Raw genomic sequence first — 21,894 nt, forward strand, 5'->3', positions numbered from 1 at the left:
CTTCGCCGGATCACGTCAGTACGAACCCCCTGCACGGAGCAGGCCCGCTACACACCGAACTCATCCTTCACTCGTCAGCGGGAATTGGGTTCCGGGCAGCCGACTGTTTTACTGAATGACGCACTGTCCGCGATCGGGTAACTCCACAACGTCATCACGGCGGGCTAAGCTTCAGCACGGTCGCAGGTAGGGAGGTTGTCGTGCCATCCAGCCACAGTCCCGACGACGGGCCCGGTCCCACTGGCCACTCCGGACCGCCGCCCTCCGGGGAGGACGCGACGGTTCCGGGCGGTGGGGACCACCTGGAAATCGAGCCGCAGGCGATTCCGGAACTCATCAGTTCACTCCAGCACGCGCTCGACCAGCTCGGTCCGCAGATCGAACACGCCTTCAACGACCTCAGGATCATTCCGTGGGCCGGCGACCCGGTCAGCCAGAACGCCGCGGAGCGCTTCAACGAACGTTCCTTCGGCAGCAGTGCGGCGGCGTTCGAGGCGTTGTGCGGGTATCGCGACCAACTCCAGTCCGCCGCCGGTTCCCTCCGGATGGCCAACGAGCAGTACCAGGTCATCGAGGGGGACAACTCCGCTACCTGGGACACGTACTGCTGATCTACCCGTGGGGGTGCTGAACATGAGCGGCGAGCACCGCTGGAACGGTTACACGCACGAGGAGCTGTACGAACAGCTCCACTCCGGCCCCGGCGCGGACGCCTCCCACACCGCCGGCGATCGGTGGGCCGCGATGGCGAACGCGTTGGGCGAGATCGACGAGGACGTCCGCGAGGCGCTGCTCCGCTCCACCACCTCCTGGCAGGGCGCGGCCGCGGAGAGCGCGCGGAACGGCCTCGGACCGCTGCGGGACTGGGCGCGGGAGGCCAGGGACCTGGCCGACCTGATGCGCAAGGCCGCCGAGGCGCAGGCGGAGAACGTCAGCAAGGCCCGCGCGGACATGCCCCCGCCGGTCCAGGTCACCGCCGAGGAACCCGGGCTGCTGGACAACCTCCGCGCCCTGTTCGGCGGCCAGTCCGACTACGAGGAGCAGGAGTCGGCGCGGCGGGACGCGGAGTCCCGGGCGTTCGAGGTGATGACCACCTACGAGGTGAGCACGGCGAGTGCCACGACGATGCTGGCGACGTTCCGCCCGCCACCCGAGGTGGTCGTGCAGGCCCCCGACCTGGTCCGGGGGGACGGGACTGCCCCGGGGCGGCCCCTGCTCTCCCTGCGGACGCCGGGGCCGGGCGCCCGGCCCGCGCGCCCGGCCCCCCAGGGGACACCGTCGTCGTTCCGGGAGCCCGGCGGCGCGACCGCGCGCCGCCCGGCCCACCTCCCCCGGCTCCCCGTGCGGCCCGGTGCCCCGACCCCGAACACGGGACGCGAGCCCGACTCCCACGTCCCCCCGAGCGACCCCAGCGCCACCGAGACCGTCGACCTCTACGGCCGCGACCACCGGGTCGCCGCGCCCGTGATCGGCGGAGGCACCGCCTGATGGCCTTACTCGACGTGTTCGCCCGGCACTCCGACGATCCGTTCGCGCTGAGCGCGCTGGAGTTCGACGTGCTGTGGCAGCACCTGGGGCTCGGTGACCAGCCGCTGGTGATCAGGGTGGACTCGCCGGGCCGGACGTTCGAGGAACGGTCCTGGTTGGAGGAGGCGGCGTGGCGGGACCTCGGACAGCGCGGCCTCGGCTGCCCCGGCGCCGTCCACGGGGAGCTGCGCTCGTTGCTGCGCCGCCTGGAACGACCCGACGTGGAGGTCGACGGCCGGCTCTGGCTCGGGGAACGCAGGGTCCGGGTCCTCGCCGCGGCCACCAGGGGCCGAGGGGCGTTGGCGGTCCTCGAGCACAAGCGAGTGACCCTGCGCGCGGTGGAGGGGAGCGGCCTCGCCAGGGCCGCCGTCGGCACCGCACCCGCCCGCCCCGCCGGGCCGGGTCACTCCGTGACCCTGCGGGCCGAGCAACTGGACAGCGCGGCCGCCCGGGCCGGCGGTTCGGCTGACGCCCTGCGCACCGCCCTGTGCGGCGGCGGGGTGCGGGAGGAGGACGCCCGCACCCTCGCCGAGATGGTCCGGGAGGCGGGGGACCGAGGCCAGTTCGGGGTGGCCCGCCGGGACAGCTGGGGCAGCCGGCGACGGCTCGACCGCGTCATCGCCTTCTTCGACACCCCCAAGGGCCGGTACCTCCAGACCCGACGGGGAGCTCCCGACGGCTCCAGTTGGTCGGTGGTGTCGCCGGTGGACTCCCGCCGCCTGGTCCAGCACGTCGAGGACATGCTGTCCGAGGTCCGAGGACAGGCCGCCGCCGGACTGCCCTCGGACGGGCACGTGGTCGGTGCCCCCTGGTCCACGCCGTGACGGGGCCGGGGCGGCGGGACCGTCAGGCGGTGGCCTCCAGTCGTGGCCTGGCCTCGGGAGCGGCCGCCCTCCTGGCGTCCGCCGTCTGGTCGTCCGGCTCGGTCTGCGAGTCCCGCTCGGCCTCGACCCTCGCGACGTAGACGCGGACCTCCTCCCGCGCGGTCTCGTCGTCCCAGCCCAGGACGCGGCCCATCAGCCGGGCCGCCGCCTCCGCGGACTCCACCCCCCGGTGCGGGTACTCGATGGAGATCCGGGTGCGTCTGGTGAGCACGTCCTCCAGGTGCAGCGCGCCCTCGTGGCTGGCGGCGTAGACGATCTCGACCTGGAGGTAGTCGGGCGACCCAGGGACGGGTTTGAGCAGTTCGGGGTCGTCGGCCGCCTCCGCGAGGACCTGGTGCACCAGCGAGCCGTAACGGTCCAGGAGGTGCCGGACGCGGTAGGGGTGCAGCCCGTGCCGTGCGGCGAGCTGGTCCGCCTGGTTGACCAACGCGTGGTACCCGTCGGCGCCCAACAGCGGGACCTTGTCGGTGATGGAGGCCGGGATGCGGTTCGGCAGGTCGGCCGCCGCCGCGTCGACGGCGTCGGCCGCCATCACGCGGTAGGTGGTGTACTTCCCGCCCGCGATCGCGATCAGACCAGGAGCGGGCCTGGCGACGGCGTGTTCCCTGGAGAGTTTCGAGGTGTCCTCGCTCTCCCCCGCGAGGAGCGGGCGCAGACCGGCGTACACGCCCTCGATGTCGTCGTGGGTCAGCGGGGTCGCCAGCACCGAGTTGACGTGTTCCAGGATGTAGTCGATGTCCGCCCGGGTCGCGGCCGGGTGGGCCAGGTCGAGGTTCCACTCGGTGTCGGTCGTGCCGATGATCCAGTGGTTGCGCCACGGGATGACGAAGAGCACCGACTTCTCGGTGCGCAGGATCAGGCCAGACTCGGCGACGATCCGGTCCCGGGGGACGACGATGTGCACGCCCTTGCTGGCCTCCACGCGGAACCGGCCCCGGCTGCCGGAGAGGCGCTGGAGCTCGTCGGTCCACACACCGGCGCAGTTGATCACGACGTTCGCGGTGACCGAGGTCTCGGCTCCCGACTCGACGTCGCGGACGTGCACGCCGGCCACCCGGTCGGCTTCCCGGACGAAACCGGTGACCTGGGTGGAGGTCCGCACCACGGCGCCGTACTGCGCGGCGGTCCTGGCCAGGGTCATCGTGTGCCGGGCGTCGTCCGACTGGGCGTCGTAGTAGCGGATCCCGCCGATGAGCGCGTCCCGCCGCAGCGCGGGGAACAGGCGGAGCGCTCCAGCCCTGGTGAGGTGCTTCTGCCCGGGAACCGACCGCGCCCCGCCCATGGTGTCGTACAGGAGCAGGCCGGCCGCCGTGTAGGGCCGTTCCCACACGCGGTGGCTCAGCGGGTAGAGGAAGCTGACCGGTTTGACCAGGTGCGGGGCGAGCCGGGTGAGCATGAGCTCCCGTTCCCGCAGCGCCTCGCGCACCAGGCCGAACTCCAGCTGCTCCAGGTACCGGAGACCGCCGTGGAAGAGCTTGCTCGACCTGCTCGAGGTGCCGGAGGCGAGGTCCCGGGCCTCGACGAGCGCCACCCGCAGCCCCCGGGTCGCCGCGTCGAGCGCGACCCCGGCGCCGGTGACCCCGCCACCGATGACGACGACGTCGAAGTCCTCGTCACCGAGGCGCGACCAGCTGCGGTCACGCTCCGCCGGGCTCAACGCGCCGGGCGGCACCACGGCCTGGGCGTCGGACGGCCGACGGCCGGGCCCCCCGCCCCGCTGGTGCGCACCGTGTTCGTCTGCCACCGGATCCGCCTCCTCCGCTGTCAGGGCGTCCACGTCGGGACTCCGTCAACGCTACTCCGATCGGATGAGCCCACGAGTGGGCTCATCCACCATGCCGTGCACCTACTGTGCCCGTTCGGGCCGCTCACCGCGACCGACAGCACCCATGATCGTTGAGTGTGGACACTTCCGCTACCGCACAGTAACCTCCCGTGCACCCACAGGTTGCGGCACCGTCGCCCGGCCCGGCACGGGTGCGAAGGCCTGACCACCGACCCATACTGTTGCCGACGCGGGGAGGCCACCGATGGATCCGATCAGCAATGGCGAGATCTTCATCTGGGAGCTGCTTGGCACGGCGGTGTTGATCATCCTGGGTGCCGGGGTAGTGGCGAACGTCGTGCTCCGCCGGTCCAAGGGCCGCGAGGGGGGCTGGCTGCTCATCGCGATCGGCTGGGGTTTCGCCGTCTTCGCTGGAGCCAGCATCGCCGACCCATCCGGCGGCCACATCAACCCGGCGGTGACCCTCGGCCAGGCGATCGCGGGCAACACACCGTGGTCGGTCGTGCCGGTCTACGTCGTGGCCCAGCTCATCGGCGCCTTCCTGGGCGCGGTGATCGCCTGGGCCGCCTACAAGCTCCAGTTCGACACCCACGACGACCCGAAGGGGACCCTGGGAATCTTCTCCACCCAGCCGGCGGTGGAGAACCGGCCGTGGAACACCGTCACCGAGGTGATCGGCACCTTCGTGCTGCTGATGTGGATCCTGCTCACCCCCGGTGTCGAGGTCGGGACCGACGGGTCCACCACGCTCGGCAACTCCGCGCTCGGGTACGCCGGCGTCGCGTTCGTGGTCATCGGGATCGGCGCCTCCCTCGGCGGGCCGACCGGGTACGCCATCAACCCCGCCAGGGACCTCGGACCCCGCATCGCCTACGCGGTGCTGCCGATCAGGGGGAAGGGCAGCCCGGAGTGGGACTACTCCTGGGTTCCTATCGTCGGTCCGCTGGTGGGCGCGTCGCTCGCGGCCCTGCTGTACCTGGCGCTGCCGATCTGACCCCAGCGCCCGCCCGAGGTGTGGCCCGACCACCCGAGGGGCATGACCAGGACGACGGTCGCGTCCCGACGTGACGTGACGACGGTGCCCCGGGCACCACGACTCTCGAACGGCCGGAACCACGAGGAGGCACGCGGGCATGGCCAACTACGTAGCCGCGATCGACCAGGGCACCACGTCGACCCGGTGCATGGTGTTCGACCACTCCGGAGCGGTGGTCGCCGTCGACCAGCGGGAACACGAACAGATCTTCCCCAGGGCCGGGTGGGTGGAGCACGACCCGGAGGAGATCTGGCGCAACACCCGGCAGGTGTGCGCTGGCGCGCTGGCCAACGGGGACCTCGTCGCCTCGGACATCGCGGCCGTGGGCATCACCAACCAGCGGGAGACCACGGTCGTCTGGGACCGCCGGACCGGTCGTCCCGTCTACAACGCGATCGTCTGGCAGGACACCCGCACCGATCGGATCATCGAGGAGCTGGGGCGGCTCGGCGGCGGCCAGGAGCGGTACCGGGAACGGACCGGACTGCCGTTGGCCACCTACTTCTCGGGGCCGAAGATCCGGTGGATCCTCGACAACGTCGAGGGTGCCAGGGCGCGGGCCGAGGCGGGCGACCTGCTGTTCGGCAACATGGACACCTGGGTGCTGTGGCACCTCACCGGCGGCCCGGACGGCGGCCTCCACGTCACCGACCCGACCAACGCGTCCCGCACGCTCATGATGGACCTGGAGAGCCTGAGCTGGAACGAGGAGATCGCCGGCGAGCTGGGTGTCCCGCTGTCGATGCTCCCGGAGATCCGCTCATCCTCCGAGGAGTACGGGCGCATCAGCCAGCGGGGAGCGCTGAACGGGCTGCCGATCGCGGGCATCCTCGGCGACCAGCAGGCGGCGACCTTCGGTCAGGCGTGCCTCTCCCCCGGCGAGGCGAAGAACACCTACGGGACCGGCAACTTCGTCCTGCTCAACACCGGCACCGACAAGGTGATGAGCCAGAACGGGCTGCTGACCACCGTCTGCTACAAACTGGGTGAGCGGGACACCGTCTACGCCCTGGAGGGCTCGATCGCCGTCACCGGCTCGCTGGTCCAGTGGCTGCGGGACAACCTGGGGCTCATCGGCTCCGCTCCGGAGGTCGAACGGCTCGCCTCGACCGTGCCGGACAGCGGCGGCGCCTACTTCGTGCCCGCCTTCTCCGGCCTCTTCGCGCCCTACTGGCGCTCCGACGCCCGGGGCGCGATCGTGGGGTTGACGCGGTTCGTCAACAAGGGGCACCTGGCCCGAGCCGTGCTGGAGGCCACCGCCTTCCAGACCCGCGAGGTCATCGACGCGATGAACGCCGACTCCGGTGTCGCGCTCAAGTCCCTCAAGGTCGACGGCGGGATGGTCGTCAACGAACTGCTGATGCAGTTCCAGGCCGACATCCTCGGTGTGCCCGTCATCCGCCCCAAGGTGAACGAGACGACGGCGCTGGGCGCCGCGTACGCCGCTGGTCTGGCCGTGGGCTTCTGGGACAGCGAGGACGACATCCGGCGCAACTGGATCCAGGACACCCAGTGGGACCCCTCGCTGGCCGAGCAGACCAGGGAGGCCCGCTACCGGGAGTGGAAGAAGGCAGTCACCAGGACCTTCGACTGGGCCGGCGGCGACGAGGAGTGAGACCCAGGCTCAGTTCAGGTCGTCGGCGGGCCGCATCAGCTGCCGGCCCACCTCGGTGATGGAGCCGGAGAGCGACGGGTACACCGAGAAGGTGTAGGCGAGGTCGTCCACGGTGAGCTGGTTCTGCACCGCCATCGCGATCGGCAGGATCAGCTCACTCGCGGACGGGGCGACGACGACCCCGCCGATGACCACCCCGGTCGCCGGCCGGCAGAACAACTTGATGAACCCGCGGCGCAGCCCCTCCATCTTCGCTCGCGGATTCGTCGCCAGCGGGAGCATCACGCTCCTCGCCGGCACCTCACCCGAGTTGATGGCGCCGGTACCGATGCCGACGGTGGCGATCTCGGGGTTCGTGAAGACGTTGGCGGCCACCGTCTTCAGCCGCAGCGGCTGGACGCCCCCGCCCAGGGCGTGCCACATGGCGGTCCTGCCCTGCATCGCGGCGACCGAGGCGAGCAGGAGGACACCGGTGCAGTCACCGGCGGCGTAGACGTTGGACACCGAGGTCCGCGAGACCCGGTCGACGGGGATGAAACCGCCGCGTCCCGGGGTGATGCCCACGCGTTCCAGGCCGATGTCGGTGGTGTTGGGCACCGAACCGACGGTCATCAGGGCGTGGCTGCCCTCGACGACACGCCCGTCCTGGAGGTGCACCCGGACACCGCCGTCGACGCGTTCCACCCGCTCCGCCCTGGCGTGCTTCACGACCTCGGTGCCGCGCTCCGCGAACACGTCCTCCAGGACGGCCGAGGCGTCCGCGTCCTCGTGCGGGAGCACGCGGTCCCTGCTGGACACCATCGTGACCTTGACGCCCATCTCGGTGTAGGCGGAGGCGAACTCGACGCCGGTGACACCGGATCCGATGACGACCAGGTGTTCGGGGAGTTCCGGGAGGTCGTAGATCTGCCGCCAGGTGAGGATGCGCTCCCCGTCGGGTTCGGCTCCCGGGAGGACGCGGGGCGTGGCCCCGGTGGCGATCAGCACGACGTCGGCTTCCAGCACCTCGTCCTGGCCGTCCTCCGTCTCCACCGCGACGCGGTGGGTGGCCAGCCCGGGGTGCTCGTCGGTGAAGCGGGCGTAGCCGCGCACCACCCGCACGTTGTCCCGGCGCAGGCGGGTCTCCAGGTCTGCGGACTGGGCGAGGGCGAGCCCCTTGACCCGGCCGTGCACCACCGGGAGATCGACGTCGGCATGGCCCTCGCCGGTGTTGATGCCGAGTTCGCCCGCGCTCTTCGCCGCGGAACGGGCGGCGGCGGAGACGATGAAGGTCTTCGACGGCACGCAGTCGTACAGCACGCACGCGCCACCGAGGCTGTCCTGGGTGACCACCGTGACCTCTGCGTCATGCTGCGCTGCGACCAAGGCCGCTTCCCAGCTGGCCGGGCCGCCCCCCATGATCACGACGCGGGTCACCAGGTCCTCCTTCGTAGAGAAGCGAACATTCGTCGAACTCCGCAACCGTACGCTGTCCACCGGCGTGGCGAACGATGGCCCTGGTCCGGGCCCTGCCGCTAGCACGATCCTGGCATCGGATCAACGCCCGCGCCCGACAGCGTGCCCACACCGAACGGCTACCCTGTCAGGGTGCCGCTCTACGCCGCGTACGCCTCCAACATGGATCCAGCCCAGATGTTGGAACGGGCTCCGCACTCGCCGCTGGCGGACACCGGCTGGCTCGTGGGCTGGCGGCTCACCTTCGGTGGGGAGGACATCGGCTGGGAGGGCGCGCTGGCCACCATCGTCGAGGACCCGGGCTCCCAGGTCTTCGTGGTGCTCTACGACGTCACGCCCGAGGACGAGCGCAACCTCGACCGGTGGGAGGGTTGCGAACTGGGGCTGCACAAGAAGATCCGGCTGCGCGTGGACACCCTGAACCGTTCGGTCCTGGCCTGGTTCTACGTGCTGGACGCCTACGAGGGGGGACTGCCCTCCGCGCGCTACCTGGGGGTGGTGGCCGACGCCGCCGAGGCGGCCGGGGCTCCCGGGGAGTACGCCAACGAGATCCGCACGAGACCCTGCACCGGTCTCGGCCCCTGATCCCCTCGGTCGCACCGGCTCGGGACCGGCGGCGGGCGGTGTGACCGCCCGTCGGGCGGGCGGCGGAGCACGTCCCCTGCGCGGCGAGGACCGCCGCCCCACCTCGCGCTCGCGCGGGCCGAGCCCCGACGTGACCGGACGCATGCGCTCGGGTGGTCACCCCGGACGCACCGTAGCGGGGCCAGCGCGCACCGGGGACCGCCCGGTGCGCCCGCCCGTGCCCCGCTAGTCCGTCATGGCCGTCAGCGCCGCGTGCACGAGGACGCGGACGCCGACCAGCAGGGCCCGTTCGTCGAGGTCGAACGTCGGCTGGTGCAGATCCCGCTGGGGGCCGACCCCCGGCCACACGCCCAGCCTGGCGAAGGACCCGGGGACGTGCTCCAGGTACCAACCGAAGTCCTCACCGCCGGAGGACTGCTGGGTGGTGGACACCGCGCCCTCACCCAGGGCGGCCCGGACGGCCGCGTCCAGGACCCGGGTGCTGTCCTCGTCGTTGACCACCGGCGGGACGCCGCGCTGGTGGCGGAGTTCGTAGGTCACCCCGGTCGGCGCGAGCAGCGCGCCGACCAGGTCCCGCACCATGGGCTCCAGCGCGGCCCACACGTCGCGGTCACCCGTCCGCAGGGTCCCGCGCAGCACGCCGTCCTGCGGCACCGCGTTCGGTGCCTTGCCGGCGTGCACCGCCCCCCAGACCAGCACGGTGGCCGACCGGGGGTCGATGCGCCGTGACAGGAGGGTGGGCAGCCCGGTGATCACCGTGCCCAGCGCGTGCACCAGGTCGGCCGTCAGGTGGGGACGCGAGGTGTGACCGCCGGGCGAGGTCAACCGCAGTTCGAGCAGGTCGGCCGCGGAGGTGATCGCGCCGACCCGCAGCCCGACCCTGCCCACCTCCAGTCGGGGGTCGCAGTGCAGGCCGAAGATCTCGTCCACGTCGTCCAGCCCGCCCGCCGCCACCACGTCCAGCGCGCCGCCGGGCATGACCTCCTCCGCGGGTTGGAAGATCAGGCGCACCCGCCCGGGCAGGGACGGCGCGTTGGCCAGGGCCAGCGCCGCCCCGAGCAGGGCGGTGGTGTGGGCGTCGTGGCCGCAGGCGTGGGAGATCCCCTCGTTCTCGGAGGCGAACGGCAGGCCGGTCGCCTCGGCCAGCGGTAGGGCGTCGAGGTCGGCTCGGAGTGCCACGCAGTGCCGTCCGCTGCCGATGTCGCAGATCAGGCCGGTACCGCCCGGCAGCACCCTGGGGCGCAGGCCGGCGGCGGTGAGGCGTTCGACGAGGAAGGCGGTCGTGTTCGTCTCGTGCCGGGACAGTTCCGGGTTGGCGTGGATCGCCCGCCGCCACGCCACCACGTCCGCACCGTGCCGGCCCAGCCAGGAGTCCAGCCAGTCCGGCCCGCGTCCGGCGCCGATGTCCGCCACAGCCGTCATGGTGCTGCCCGAGTCGGTCCCTGGTCCAATCGGCTCGCCGAGCGGCGCGTGGCCCGGTGCGAAAGCACCGCGCGCCGCCGGCTGGCCCCTGGTGCCGGGGTCCGTCCTCGACGGCCTCGCCTGGGCGGTCCTGGTGTTCGTTCCCGTCATCTCATGACCCGAATCCACCACAGTCATGCCGCACCTCCTGTCGCGGCGACTTTCCTCGAAGCGGCAGCCCGACCCGCCACGTCGGCAAGCAGCCTTGTCCGTTGTTCGCTGTCGGTGGCGGCGGCCACCGCGGTCCACGCCATCGCGACCGCTCCGTCCAGCACCGCCTGGTCCGCGGACGGCGAGACGCAGGCCGCCGCGAACTCCGGCTGGTGGTTCACCGCGTCCCCGCAGTCGAGGGCCAGGGTCGGGTGGATCCCTGGCACGACGTGGGTGACGTTGCCCATGTCGGTGCTCCCCGAGACCCGGGACCGCTCCTCGGCCGGGCTCAGCGGGGCTCGGCCCAGGTCGACGACGGCCTCGCGGTACGCCTCCGCCAGCCAGTCGTCCGGACGCAGCTCCGCGTACACCGGGGAGATCTCGGAGGTCTCGTACCCAGCCCCGGTCGCGACGGCACCGGCCCGGAGGCAGTCCTCGATACGACCGCTCAGACGAGCCAGCGATTCCACCTCTGGTGCCCTCAGGTTGAACACCGCGGAGGTCCTGGCGGGCACGATGTTGGGCGCCGCACCGCCGTGCGTCACGATACCGTGGACCTGCTGGCCGGGTTCCAGATGCTGCCGAGCGAGCCCGATGGCGACCTGCGCGACGGTGAGGGCGTCCGCGGCGTTGATCCCGCGCTCGGGAGCCGAGGACGCGTGCGACTCCCGTCCCGTGTAGCGCACCTCCAGGTCCGCGATGGCCCGACTGGGGCGGGTCACCGTCTCCTCGGGTCCCGGGTGCACCATCAACGCCAGGGCGACCGGGTCGAAGACGCCCCGCTCCAGCATCAACACCTTGCCCCCTCCGACCTCCTCAGCGGGGGTACCGATGACGAGGACGGTGATGCCGAGCTCGTCGGCGACGTCCCGGAGGCCGAGCGCCGCCCCGACTGCCGCCGCCGCGATCACGTTGTGCCCGCAGGCGTGCCCGACCTCGGGCAGGGCGTCGTACTCGGCGCACAGCCCGACGACGAGGTCGCCGTGCCCGAAGCTCGCGGTGAACGCCGTGTCCAGCCCCGCGACGGGGGCACGCACCTCGAAACCCTCGTCGGCGAGCACCGTCGTGATCTTGCGGACGCTCTCGTGCTCGGCGAAGGCCAGCTCGGGCTCGGCGTGGATACTGTGCGAGAGACCGACGAGTGCCGGGGCGTGGGCCCGGACGGCCCTCGCGCAGCGTGACCTGAGTGAACTCCTGTGCCCGGTATCCATCGGGCCATATCCTGCCCCATCCGGGGGGTGCGGGGCGTCGGTCCCGGCGGGGAAGCTGCTCTGCGGTACCGGTCGTGCGCTGGGCGGACCCGGGAACTACAGCCTTGGTGTACTGCCGGACCTGTCACCGTGTGCTTCACCCGGACGGCGCAGGCGCGTCCCCGGGTGGGGCAAGCGCCGCCGGTGGTCGGTCCGAAGCGGACCGACCACCGGCGGCCGGCGCCGGCTCAGAACCGGAGATCCCGCAGGTACTCGTAGCCGACCCGCACGGTCGTCAGCGGGTCGGACGGGTTGTCGTGCTCCACGACGAACTCCCGAACGCCCGCGGTCCGCGTCTCCCGGAAGATCCGACCGAAGTCGATGGTGCCGGTGCCCAGGTCCGCCCACTCACCCGAGGCGCTCCGGTCCTTCACGTGGTACTGGCGGACCCGCCCACCGGTGGAGTGGACGAAGTCGACGGGGTCCACCCCGCCGTCCACCACCCAGTACAGGTCAACCTCGAGGTACACGTTCTGGCGCTGGGTGTGCTCGAGGATGATGTCGATGGGACGTTCCCCGTCGACGAGCTGGAACTCGTGGCCGTGGTTGTGGTAGCCGAAGCGCAGGCCGGCCCGTCGCGCCTTCGCGCCGGCCTCGTCGAGTTGGCGGGCGTAGGAACGCCACTCCTCCGCCGTGTCGAACATCGCCCACGGGGCGGCGACGTAGGTCTGCCCCAGGGTCAGCGCGTCGGCCACCACCTGGTCGAAGTCGCCCTCGACGCCGTTGTGGCTCGAGGTCGCGCGGAGCCCGAACCGGTCGAGCAGGGCGCGGAACTCGGCGGCGGTGCGACCGTAGGTCCCGGCCAGTTCCACCTTCTGGTAGCCGATCGCGGACAGCTCGGCGAGGGTGCCCGGGACGTCCTGTTCGAGCAGGGAACGCAGGGTGTACAGCTGGACGCTGATCGCGTTCCGGGGGACGCGGCCGCCGGGGCCGCCGGCCGGGACCGGGGCCGCGGTCGCCTGGCCGGCGGCCAGGCCGAGCGCCGCCACTCCGAGGGCGGCTCCTGCCACGCCCCGGAACAGGCCGCGTCTGGACAGGGCGACGTCGTCGTCGGGTCTCATCTGGTCTCCTCGGGGAATCCGGTCGGATGGGATGGCCGCGTCACTTCTGGTTGCTGAACGCGGCGTCGAACGCCGCCGAGGGCTTGTCGAAGACGAGGTTCCTGATGAAGGTGACCGCCTCTGCCGCGCCCCGCAGCCGGTCCATCCCGGCGTCCTCCCACTCGACCGAGATCGGACCGGAGTACCCGATCGAGTTCAGGGCGCGGAACGCCTCCTCCCAGTCCACGTCGCCGTGCCCGGTGGAGACGAAGTCCCAGCCCCGTCGGGCGTCGGCCCACGCCAGGTGCGATCCCAGCCGGCCGTTGCGCCCGTCGAAGCGCTTCTTCGTGTCCTTGCAGTCGACGTGGTAGATGCGGTCGGCGAAGTCGAGGATGAAGCCGACCGGGTCGAGGTCCTGCCACACGAAGTGCGAGGGGTCCCAGTTCAGCCCGAAGGCCTCCCGGTTCCCGACCGCCGCCAGCGCGCGTTTCGTGGTCCAGTAGTCGTAGGCGATCTCCGAGGGGTGCACCTCGTGGGCGAAGCGGACGCCGACCTCGTCGAACACGTCGAGGATGGGGTTCCAGCGGTCGGCGAAGTCCTGGTAGCCGTCGTCGATGACGTCCTGGGAGACGGGCGGGAACATGGCCACGTACTTCCAGATCTTCGACCCGGTGAATCCGACGACGGTGCCGACACCCAGCTTCGCGGCCGCGCGGGCGGTGTCGGCCATCTCCGCGGCGGCGCGCTGCCGCACCCCCTCCGGCTCGCCGTCGCCCCAGATCCGGGCCGGCAGGATGTTCTGGTGCCGGTGGTCGATCGGGTCATCGCAGACTGCCTGCCCGACGAGGTGGTTGGACAGCGTCCACACCCGGAGACCGTGCCGCTCGAGCTGGGCCAGTTTCGCCGGCACGTACTCGTCGTCGGCGAGGGCCTTGTCCACCTCGAAGTGGTCGCCGGAGCAGGCGATCTCCAGACCGTCGTAGCCCCAGTCCGCGGCCAGCCGGCAGACCTCCTCGAAGGGCAGGTCGGCCCACTGGCCGGTGAACAGGGTGATGGGTCGGGTCATCGTCGGATTCCCTTCGGTGTGCCAGCGCGGGGGTCGCGCTACTACTTCTTCTTCTTGCGGTATCGCCTTCCCAGGAAGACCGCGCCGAACAGCGCGGCGGCTCCCACGATGGCGGCGATCTGCCGGTTGGAGTCGCGCAGCGCCGTCGGATCGGTCTCCCCGTCCGGGGCGTCCGACTCGGCGGGCGTCTCCGCCGAGCCGGTGGTCCCGGTGTCCCCGGCGGCTCCCGCCGCCCACGGGGCGAGGTCGGCGGCGCCCACCGCCGGCGGTGGGGCCGCCAGGGCTGCTGGGGCGGCGCCGAGTGCGATCAGCAGGAACAGGAGCGGAACCGCCAGCAGGCTGCGGAACGTCGCGCGCATCAGTAATCCTCCGTCGTGTGATCAGCGGTCGTGCTCGCTGAGACACCGTGTAGATCCGACGCCGTCGAGTCTGCCGGTCCTGGCCGTCCACATCACCTGCCGATCGGGATCAATCCGTGCCGAGGCCGGGAACCGAGCCGAGCGGCCACCGCGTCTTCGGTCCACCGTCGAGCCCCTGGAGGCGCAGCATCACGTCCCGGACATCGGTGGCGGCGACCCGGCCGCCCCGCTCGGCCTCCTCCGGTGCCGGTCCCCCGGAGCAGAGCAGGACGGGTCCGTCGAGCGGGCTGTCCGGGAGTCGCCCGTGCGAACCGCTGACCGGGGACGGGTCGAGGGGCACGACGTTCATCGCGTAGCGCAGACCGACCTTCTTCTTGACCAGGTTGCCCGCCGCCTTCGCCTTCACCAGCGGGTCCTTCGGGTCCAGGAAGAGCTCGGCCGGGTCGTAGCCGGGCTTGCGGTGGATGTCGACGCCCTTGGCGAAGTCCGGTGCCCGGTCGTCGTTCAACCAGTAGTAGTAGGTGAACCAGGAGTCGGGTTCGGCGACCACGACGAGTTCCCCGGCCCTCGGGTGGTCGATCCCGTACCGGGCCTGTTCCTCCCGGTCCAGGACCTCGTCCACGCCGGGCAGTTCGGCCAGCAGGCGACGCACCCTGGGCTGGTCGGCGGGATCGGCGACGTAGACGTGGGCCACCTGGTGGTCGGCGACGGCGAAGGCGCGGGACGCCCACGGGTCGAGGTACTCCATGCCGGCCTGCCGGTAGACCTCCAGCAGGCCCTCACGCCGCAGGGCCCGGTTGACGTCCACCGGCCGGCGGACCGACGTGATGCCGTACTCGCTGAGCACGAGCACGGTCGCGTCGGCCTCGGCCGCGTCGCGCAGCAGCGGGGCCAGCGCGTCGTCCACGGCGCCCGCGGCGATGACGGCCTCGGAGGAGTCGGGGCCGAACCGCTGCAGGTCGTAGTCCAGGTGTGGGACGTAGACGGTCATCAGGTCCGGCGCGTGCCGCGCGAGGACCCGGCGGGCCGCGCCGACGATCCAGCGGCTGGACTCGATGGAGGCCGTGGGCCCCCAGTAGTGGAACAGGGGGAAGTCCCCGAGGTCCGAGGAGAGCTCGTCGTGCAACGCCGGCGGACGGGTGTAGCAGTCCGGGGACTTCCTGCCGTCGGCATGGTAGATGGGCCTCGGGGTGACCAGCAGGTCCGTGCTGGCCCCCATCGCGTACCACCAGCAGATGTTCGCGGCGCGGTAGCCGGGGCGCAGCCGTCGCGCGGTCTCCCAGACCTTCTCCCCGTGCACCAGGCGGTTGTGCTGCCGCCACAGGTGCACCTCGCCGAGATCGCGGAAGTACCAGCCGTTGCCGACGACGCCGTGCTCGGCGGGCATCAGCCCGGTGAGGAAGGTGCTCTGCGCGCTGCACGTGACGGCGGGCAGCACGGTTCCCAGTTCGGCCCGCCAGCCGCGTTTCGCCAGTCTGGACAGCCCGGGCATGTGCTCCAGCAGCCGGGGGGTCAGTCCCACCACGTTGACGACGATGAGCGGCTTCACCAGGCGGCCTCCTTCGGTTCTCCGGACGGCGGTGTCCGGCGTGGTGCGCGGTCCGGGTCGGGGAGCAGGTTGTCGCGTGCCCACCGCAGCTCGGCGGCGATGCCCTCCACCAGGTCGTGGCCGTTCGACCTCGATCCGGCCGACCCTTCCGGTTGACCGCCGGCGAGCGCGGTGGGAGGCAGCACGCCCCAGGTGTAGGTCTCCACCTCCAGGTGGGGAGGGTGCGGCTGCCGGAGTTGGTCGAGCGCGGCGGTCGCGGCCAGCAGCACGGGGGTGGTCGAGGCGAGCGGTGGTGCCGGGGTGGCGTGCAGCGGCACGTGGAAGTGCACCCGCCACGGCCCCTCGGCGGGCAGCTCGTCGAACGCGGCGGGCAGGTCGTCGACCCGGAGCACCCGCCCGTCCCCGGTGCGCTCCCGGACCTGGTGCAGGTAGCGGGGTTCCGCGAAGGCCGCCAGCGCGCTCCTCGTGGCCGGGGTCGCCGGGTCGGGGACCTCCAACGCGGCCGAGGCCTGGACCTTGACGACGTCGAGCCCGGCGGCCGCGACCGCGCGGACCGTCGCGGCGGGCTCCGCCCAGGACACGGCGAGGTGGCAGGTGTCCAGGCACAGGCCGACGTGCGCGGGGTCCACGCGTCCGGCGAGCCACCGCACCGCGGCCGACACGTCGTCGAGGCGGGACCCGGGTTCCGGCTCGACCGCGATCCTGATCGGGGGCGCGTCGCCGGCCAGTTCCCGCAGCCGGGCGGTGAGTTCGGCGAAGGCGGTGGTGGCCACCGCGTCGTCCCGCTCGGACCACGGCTCCCGCCACCCGAGGGGGAGGGTGGAGATGCTGCCGTGGCCGGCGTCGGCGGGCAGCAGCGCCGCGAGCACCCTGGCGCAGTCCAGGGTGTATCGCGAGCGGCGGGGGTCGGTCCACGGCGGCGCGAAGACCTGGTGCTTGACGACCGCGTCGTGGAAACCCCCGTAGGGGAAGGCGTTGAGGGTGACCACGTCGAGGCCTCGGGCGTCGAGTTCGGCCCGCAGCCGGCGGAGGCCGCCCGGATCGGCGGCGAGGTGGCCGGCGACCTCGGCGGCCAACCACAGCCCGACGCCCAACCGGTCCTCGCCGAGGCGGTCGCGGACCGGCCCGGCGTACCGGTCCAGTTGGGCGAGGATCCCCGGCAGGTCCTCCGCGGGGTGCACGTTGGTGCAGTAGGACAACACCATCCTCAGACAGCGCTCCCCTCGGCCGAGGGGCTCGTCGTGCCTGGTCGCGCCCCGCGCAGGACGGAGTTGCCCGAGAACGTCGCGGCGTCGCCGGTGAAACCGGGGAGCGGGTCGAGCACGAGGCGACCGCTCTGCCCGTAGAAGGCCACCGGGTTGTCCCAGAGCACCGTGGACACCTGGTGCTCGGCGAAGCCGGCGTCCCGCATCGCCTCGCCCGTCCTCGCCGTCTTGAGCGGGTCGGACCGCCCCCAGTCGGCGGCCGAGTTGACGAGCTTCCGGTCGGGGCCGTACCGGCGGAGGATCTCGACCATCCGGTGCTCGTCCATCTTCGTGTCCGGGTAGATGGAGAAACCCATCCAGCACCCCGAGTCGGCGACGAGCTCCACGGTGACCTCGTTGAGGTGGTCGACCACGACCATCTCGGGGTTGAGGCCGGACTCCCGGACCACGTCGAGGGTGCGGCGGGTGCCGGCGAGCTTGTCCCGGTGCGGGGTGTGCACCATCACCGGCAGCCGGTGCTCCCGTGCCAGCTCCAGCTGGCGGGCCAGGACCCGGTCCTCCTCGGGCGTCATCGAGTCGTAGCCGACCTCGCCGACGGCGACGACGCCGTCCTTGGCGAGGTAGCGGGGCAGGACGTCGAGCACCTCGACGCACCTCGGGTCGTTGGCCTCCTTGGGGTTGAGCGCGATCGTGCAGTGGTGCCGGATGCCGAACTGGGCCGCCCGGAACCGCTCCCAACCGATCAGCCCGTCGAAGTAGTCGGTGAAGGAGCCCACGTTGGTGCGCGGTTGTCCCAGCCAGAACGCGGGCTCCACCAGGGCTCGGACCCCCGCCGCGTACATCGCCTCGTAGTCGTCGGTGGTGCGGGAGGTCATGTGGATGTGCGGGTCGAAGATGCGCATCGGTCAGGCTCCCTCTCCGGGGTCGGCGGCACTGGTCGGCGGCCGGCCCTCGTCGGTGGCCAGCAACGCCAGGGCATCGGCGGGGACCTCCCGGCCGGCGGCTCGGCGTTCGGCCGCGTAGTCGGCGACCATCCGCAGCAGCTCGGGGTCCGTCCGCCTGGTGAGCTCGGCGACGGCGGCGAGCGGGACCTCCACGAACAGGCACTTCAGCACGCCGTGGCGCCAGGAGTGGTCGTCGAGGTGCGCCGCGGCGAAGGGCCCCATCGCCGCGGCGACCAGGCGGACGTCGTTGGCGCGCAACGCGTCCCGCACGGCGAGCAGGCCGGCCGCGACGACCGGGTCGGCGGGGTCCGGGGCGCGGCCCGCGACGGCCGCGAGCCCCCGCAGCAGACCCCGCTTCTCGGCGTCGTCGCCGTAGCGGTACAGCTCCCGCAGTTCCCTGGCGAGTGCCTCCGGCTCCGCCTCCAGCGCGGCGACCAGCGCGGCGACGATCAGGGTCCTGGCCTGGTCGTCCACCGTGCCGTGCACGAGGCCACCCGGGTCCTCCTCCGGTCTCAGCGCCGCTCGACCGACTTCCCGACCGACGGCCGGGAAGAGGGAGCGGACGGCGGTGGGACCGCTGGTGACGCGGTGGACGGCCTCGTTCAGCCAGGTTTCCGCCTGGTCCTGCCCGGTCATGTTGACCTCCCGTCGGTGAACTCGCGCCGGTCCTGTTCGGACCGCCCGTCGCTGGTGGGGAGCGCCGCCGTGAGGGCCGTCAGCGCGCGGCGGGCGGTGTCCGGGGCCGCGTGGGAGTGGCGGGGCAGCTCGACGGCGGCGATGCCCGTGTACCCGACCTCGACGAGCGCGGCCAGGGTGGCGGGGAGGTCGAGCTGTCCCTCGCCGAACTCCAGGTGTTCGTGGACGCCGGGCATCATGTCGTCGAGTTGCACGTTCGCCAGCAGGGTCCCGGCCCGGCGCACGCAGTCGGCCGCGGTGTCCGCCTCGACCGCGACGCAGTGCCCGACGTCGAGGGTGAGCCGCAGCCACTCCGGCTCGCCGAGTGCGGTGCGCAGGTCCAGCGCTTGGCCCAGGTTCCACACCCGGTGCCCGGGTTCCGGCTCCAGGGCGAGGGGGGTGGAGCGGCGTTCGGCCTCGGCGAGGACGGGCCGGAGGTTGTCCCGCAGGCGCCGCCAGGCGAGGTCACCCGGTGCGGCCGCGCCCCGCGACGCGGGCTCCTCCGCGTCCGTCGGTTCCCGTTCGCCGGTGCCGGGTTCGGCGACGCCCGACCAGCAGGACACGCAGTCCGCGCCGAGGCCCTCGGCGACCCGCAGGGCGCGCCTGAGGAAGTCGACCCGGGGCGCGGCGTCGGGGGACACGAGGGTGGGGTGGTGTTTGCGCCACGGGTCGAGCAGGTACCGGGCGCCGGTCTCCACGACGACCCGGAGGCCGAGGTCGGCGAGGGTGGCCGCGACCCGGTCGACCCGGGCGCCGAGGTCCGGTGCGAAGGGGTCCAGGTGCTGGTGGTCGAGGGTGAGCGCCACCGCCTCGTAGCCGAGGTCGGCGATGACCCGGAGCGCGTCGCCGAGCCGGTGGTTGGCGAAGCCGTTGGTGCCGTACCCGAGGGCGAAGGCGGCACCGCCGGCGCTGGGTGGCTCCACGCCGGTCATGTCTGGCTCACCCGCCGGGCCAGCCGTCGTCCCAGGGGCACCAACCCGGCCAGGGCCGCGGAGACGGCCAACGAGCCCCGCCTGGCCACCAGGGCCGCCTGGAGGGGGATCATGCCTCGGATCCCGACTCCCGTCGCGGCCCTGGCGTTGGCCGCCGAGGTGTCCCGGGCGGCGGTCAGCTGCGCCCCGCCGACGGTGCGGGCGTAGCCGGCGGCGGCGAGGACCGCACCGGCGCGGTGCCACCCGCCGCGGGCCGGGCCGAGGACGGCGAGCGCGGTGGACGCGGTGGTGGTGGTGAGGGCGACACCCGCGGCGACGCGACTGGTGCCGTGCACCTCGCCCTGGGCGAGGGTGGTGACGCCCGCCGTGTGGGCGGCCATCGCCAGGGCGCCGGGCGCGGCGGCCCGGGCCGAGCGGGCGCCGGCGCCGAGCAGCACGTCCAGCCCACGGCACACCGCCATCCCGAGGGGCGCGGCCGGGGTGTTCTTGAGCAGCGTGTCGTACGTCCACACCGAGGCGGCCAGCGGCACGGCGATCCGGAGGGCGTCGCGGCCGCCGCCCAGGGCGGCGAGGGCGAGGCCCGCGCCGGTGAGGGTCGTGGCGACTCCCAGCGCGGCACCCGGGCTGATCAGACCGGAGGGGATCGGCCGCTCCGGTCGTTCGACGGCGTCGAGGTCGCGGTCGGCCCAGTCGTTCAGCGCCATCCCGGCGAGGTAGAGGGCCGCGGAGGACAGGGGAAGTCCGAGCCGCCGCCCGGTCAACGGGCGGCCGGCGGCCGCGGCGCCGACGGCGGTGTCCCCGAGCACGGAGAGCGCGGCGGGCAGGCGGACGAGTTCGGCGAGGGTCCGCAGTCGCGCCGCCGGGCCGGCCAGCTCGGGACCGGGGTGGGCCGTGCCGGGCCCGGTGTCCCCCGCGTCCCCGGTGGCGGCGGGTTGGCGGTGCGGGTCGGCCTCGGGTGCGGTCGGAGGGCCGGTCCCGGCGTCGGTGGTGCCGGTGGTTCGCCCGTGTCCGCCGCCGGCGTCGCCGCTCGGCGCCGTGCCCGCTCGGGTGGGCTCGTCGACGGTGACGCCGCCGGGCGCGGGAGGCTGCGGGCGGTCGTGGGGTGCGGGGTTCACCGGGTCTCCCCCTCCCCCCGCGTCGGCTCCCCGAGCTCGTCCACCCAGCTCAGCAGTTGCCGGTACTGCTCACCGAGCCCGTGCTCGCGGTTGCCGTCCGGGTCCTTGAAGAAGAAGGCGAGCGCGCCCAGCGGCCCGCTCCGCCCGTCCGCGTGCGCGGCGGCGGTCAGCCTGGCCAGGTCCAACACGAGAGGAGCGGCGAGCGCGGAGTCGTATCCGGTCCAGGTGACCTGCATGGTCATCCGCGCGCCGAGGAACCCCTCGAAGGACACGTGGTCCCAGGCGGTCTTGACGTCCCCGAGGTCGGGCACGTTGTCGATGTGCAGCGGGGCCGTCACGTCCTCGCCGAGCAGGGAGGAGAGCACCCCGGACTTGGACTCCAGCTTGCTGGCGGCGGACCTGGGGTCGGCGAGGGTCGCGCCGTCCCCGCCGCCGAGCAGGTTCGTGCCCGCCCAGGAACGCACCCGCAGCGCCCTGGTGGTGAACATCGGCGCGAGCGCGGTCCGCAGGAGGGTCTCCCCCGTCTTGCCGTCCGATCCGGCGTAGGGCAGCCCGCGTTCCGCCGCCAGCTCGCGCAGCGCGGGGAGCCGCATACCCGTGGACGGGGTGAAGTCGACGTAGGGGCAGCCGGCGAGCAGCGCCGCGTAGGCGGACAGCGAACTGGGTGGCAGGGGAGCCCGCTGGGGGTCGGTCAGCGCGGCGGTCAGCGCGGCGGCGTCCTGGTGTTCGGGGAGGAGCGTGACCGGGGCCTCCGTGGAGGAGACGTTGACCACGACGACCCGGTCGAGCGCGTGGCGCTCGGCGAACTCGGTGAGGTCGTCGGCGAGTCGGCGCGCGGCGTCGGCCTGGGCTCCCCGGTGGGAGACGGGGTCGTGCCCCGCCCGGATCTCGGCGTCGACGGCGGCCAGGCCGGGTTCGATGGAGGGCAGCAACCGGTGGGGCAGCAGCCCGGCGTCGGCGAGCAGTTCCGCCTTCTTGGGCAGGCACGTGTTCACGATGTCGTGCCCCCCGACGACGATCTCGTCCCAGGTGGGCAGGGGGCAGGCGGAGAACTCGGGGAGTTCGGTCACGCACCCGGTGGCCTCGACCAGGCCGTGTCGTAGCGCGACGAGACCGCTGACGGCGGTGGTGGCCACCGAGCCCCTGGCTCCGATCAGCCACAACCCGGTACGCCCCGGTCTTCCAGTGGTGTTCATCGTCGAACCCCTTCCTTGCGGCGCACGCGGCTCGCCGAGCGTTCCGTCGAGTCCGCTGGGGCGG

Annotated in this window: 18 protein-coding genes and 1 pseudogene; 6 read left to right on the forward strand and 13 right to left on the reverse strand. The window is 72.8% G+C overall.

Features of this window, described 5'->3' with window-relative positions:
- Nucleotides 1–200 precede the first annotated feature (200 nt).
- Genes ACOJVX_RS22235 through ACOJVX_RS22245 form a run of 3 tightly spaced genes read left to right on the forward strand, consistent with a single transcriptional unit; the run spans nt 201 to nt 2,351 of the window.
- On the forward strand, nt 201–611 hold the full coding sequence (locus ACOJVX_RS22235) for a hypothetical protein (RefSeq protein WP_026419353.1): 411 nt from the start codon (nt 201–203) through the stop codon (nt 609–611).
- 22 nt (nt 612–633) lie between these two features.
- Complete coding sequence (locus ACOJVX_RS22240; RefSeq protein ID WP_155886191.1) at nt 634–1,488, forward strand: PPE domain-containing protein; 855 nt, start codon at nt 634–636, stop codon at nt 1,486–1,488.
- Nucleotides 1,488–2,351 carry an ESX secretion-associated protein EspG gene (locus ACOJVX_RS22245; protein WP_026419354.1) on the forward strand — a complete coding sequence of 288 codons (864 nt, stop codon included), beginning with the start codon at nt 1,488–1,490 and terminating at the stop codon, nt 2,349–2,351. The genes ACOJVX_RS22240 and ACOJVX_RS22245 overlap by 1 nt, the downstream gene beginning before the upstream one ends.
- Nucleotides 2,352–2,373: 22 nt before the next feature.
- On the opposite strand, the gene ACOJVX_RS22250 is transcribed toward ACOJVX_RS22245, so the two are convergent.
- Nucleotides 2,374–4,083 carry a glycerol-3-phosphate dehydrogenase/oxidase gene (locus tag ACOJVX_RS22250; protein ID WP_035292553.1) on the reverse strand — a complete coding sequence of 570 codons (1,710 nt, stop codon included), beginning with the start codon at nt 4,081–4,083 and terminating at the stop codon, nt 2,374–2,376.
- A 358-nt stretch (nt 4,084–4,441) separates the two neighbouring features.
- Between ACOJVX_RS22250 and ACOJVX_RS22255 the strand changes: the two genes are divergently transcribed.
- Complete coding sequence (locus ACOJVX_RS22255) at nt 4,442–5,191, forward strand: MIP/aquaporin family protein (RefSeq protein ID WP_422647074.1); 750 nt, start codon at nt 4,442–4,444, stop codon at nt 5,189–5,191.
- Nucleotides 5,192–5,330: 139 nt separating this feature from the next.
- On the forward strand, nt 5,331–6,848 hold the full coding sequence (glpK, locus tag ACOJVX_RS22260) for a glycerol kinase GlpK (protein ID WP_026419357.1): 1,518 nt from the start codon (nt 5,331–5,333) through the stop codon (nt 6,846–6,848).
- 9 nt (nt 6,849–6,857) lie between these two features.
- Here glpK and ACOJVX_RS22265 read toward each other — a convergent pair whose 3' ends face one another.
- Nucleotides 6,858–8,264 carry an NAD(P)H-quinone dehydrogenase gene (locus tag ACOJVX_RS22265; RefSeq protein WP_026419358.1) on the reverse strand — a complete coding sequence of 469 codons (1,407 nt, stop codon included), beginning with the start codon at nt 8,262–8,264 and terminating at the stop codon, nt 6,858–6,860.
- Between the two features lie 171 nt (nt 8,265–8,435).
- On the opposite strand from ACOJVX_RS22265, the gene ACOJVX_RS22270 reads away from it, so the two are divergent.
- The gene (locus tag ACOJVX_RS22270; RefSeq protein ID WP_026419359.1) at nt 8,436–8,888 is read left to right on the forward strand and encodes a gamma-glutamylcyclotransferase; all 453 of its coding nucleotides are present in this window, start codon (nt 8,436–8,438) and stop codon (nt 8,886–8,888) included.
- A 225-nt stretch (nt 8,889–9,113) separates the two neighbouring features.
- On the opposite strand, the gene ACOJVX_RS22275 is transcribed toward ACOJVX_RS22270, so the two are convergent.
- The 11 genes and pseudogenes from ACOJVX_RS22275 to ACOJVX_RS22325 all read right to left on the reverse strand — a co-directional run bounded on the left by ACOJVX_RS22275 (nt 9,114) and on the right by ACOJVX_RS22325 (nt 21,830).
- On the reverse strand, nt 9,114–10,310 hold the full coding sequence (locus tag ACOJVX_RS22275; protein ID WP_272500058.1) for an amidohydrolase: 1,197 nt from the start codon (nt 10,308–10,310) through the stop codon (nt 9,114–9,116).
- A gap of 173 nt (nt 10,311–10,483) precedes the next feature.
- Nucleotides 10,484–11,710 (reverse strand): M20 family metallopeptidase, encoded by a 1,227-nt coding sequence (locus ACOJVX_RS22280; RefSeq protein WP_418153633.1) that lies wholly within the window; start codon nt 11,708–11,710, stop codon nt 10,484–10,486.
- Nucleotides 11,711–11,937: 227 nt separating this feature from the next.
- Nucleotides 11,938–12,810 (reverse strand): sugar phosphate isomerase/epimerase family protein, encoded by an 873-nt coding sequence (locus ACOJVX_RS22285; protein ID WP_030227616.1) that lies wholly within the window; start codon nt 12,808–12,810, stop codon nt 11,938–11,940.
- Between the two features lie 40 nt (nt 12,811–12,850).
- Complete coding sequence (locus ACOJVX_RS22290) at nt 12,851–13,855, reverse strand: sugar phosphate isomerase/epimerase family protein (RefSeq protein WP_026419363.1); 1,005 nt, start codon at nt 13,853–13,855, stop codon at nt 12,851–12,853.
- 41 nt (nt 13,856–13,896) lie between these two features.
- Entirely contained in the window at nt 13,897–14,214 is a 318-nt protein-coding gene (locus ACOJVX_RS22295) for a hypothetical protein (RefSeq protein WP_026419364.1), read from the reverse strand.
- Nucleotides 14,215–14,323: 109 nt separating this feature from the next.
- On the reverse strand, nt 14,324–15,763 hold the full coding sequence (locus ACOJVX_RS22300) for an alkaline phosphatase family protein (RefSeq protein WP_418153630.1): 1,440 nt from the start codon (nt 15,761–15,763) through the stop codon (nt 14,324–14,326).
- Nucleotides 15,760–16,965, reverse strand: a complete 1,206-nt coding sequence (eboE, locus tag ACOJVX_RS22305; RefSeq protein ID WP_418153660.1) for a metabolite traffic protein EboE — start codon at nt 16,963–16,965, stop codon at nt 15,760–15,762. The genes ACOJVX_RS22300 and eboE overlap by 4 nt, the downstream gene beginning before the upstream one ends.
- 5 nt (nt 16,966–16,970) lie before the next feature.
- Entirely contained in the window at nt 16,971–17,870 is a 900-nt protein-coding gene (locus ACOJVX_RS22310) for a TatD family hydrolase (protein ID WP_051314100.1), read from the reverse strand.
- 3 nt (nt 17,871–17,873) lie between these two features.
- Nucleotides 17,874–19,519, reverse strand: a pseudogene (locus ACOJVX_RS22315) (EboA domain-containing protein).
- Complete coding sequence (locus ACOJVX_RS22320; RefSeq protein ID WP_422647583.1) at nt 19,516–20,370, reverse strand: SCO3242 family prenyltransferase; 855 nt, start codon at nt 20,368–20,370, stop codon at nt 19,516–19,518. The pseudogene ACOJVX_RS22315 and the gene ACOJVX_RS22320 overlap by 4 nt, the downstream one beginning before the upstream one ends.
- 260 nt (nt 20,371–20,630) lie before the next feature.
- The gene (locus ACOJVX_RS22325; RefSeq protein WP_051314101.1) at nt 20,631–21,830 is read right to left on the reverse strand and encodes an inositol-3-phosphate synthase; all 1,200 of its coding nucleotides are present in this window, start codon (nt 21,828–21,830) and stop codon (nt 20,631–20,633) included.
- Between the last annotated feature and the right edge of the window lie 64 nt (nt 21,831–21,894).

The organism is Actinoalloteichus caeruleus (assembly GCF_049311605.1).
Lineage (GTDB): Bacteria > Actinomycetota > Actinomycetes > Mycobacteriales > Pseudonocardiaceae > Actinoalloteichus_B > Actinoalloteichus_B caeruleus.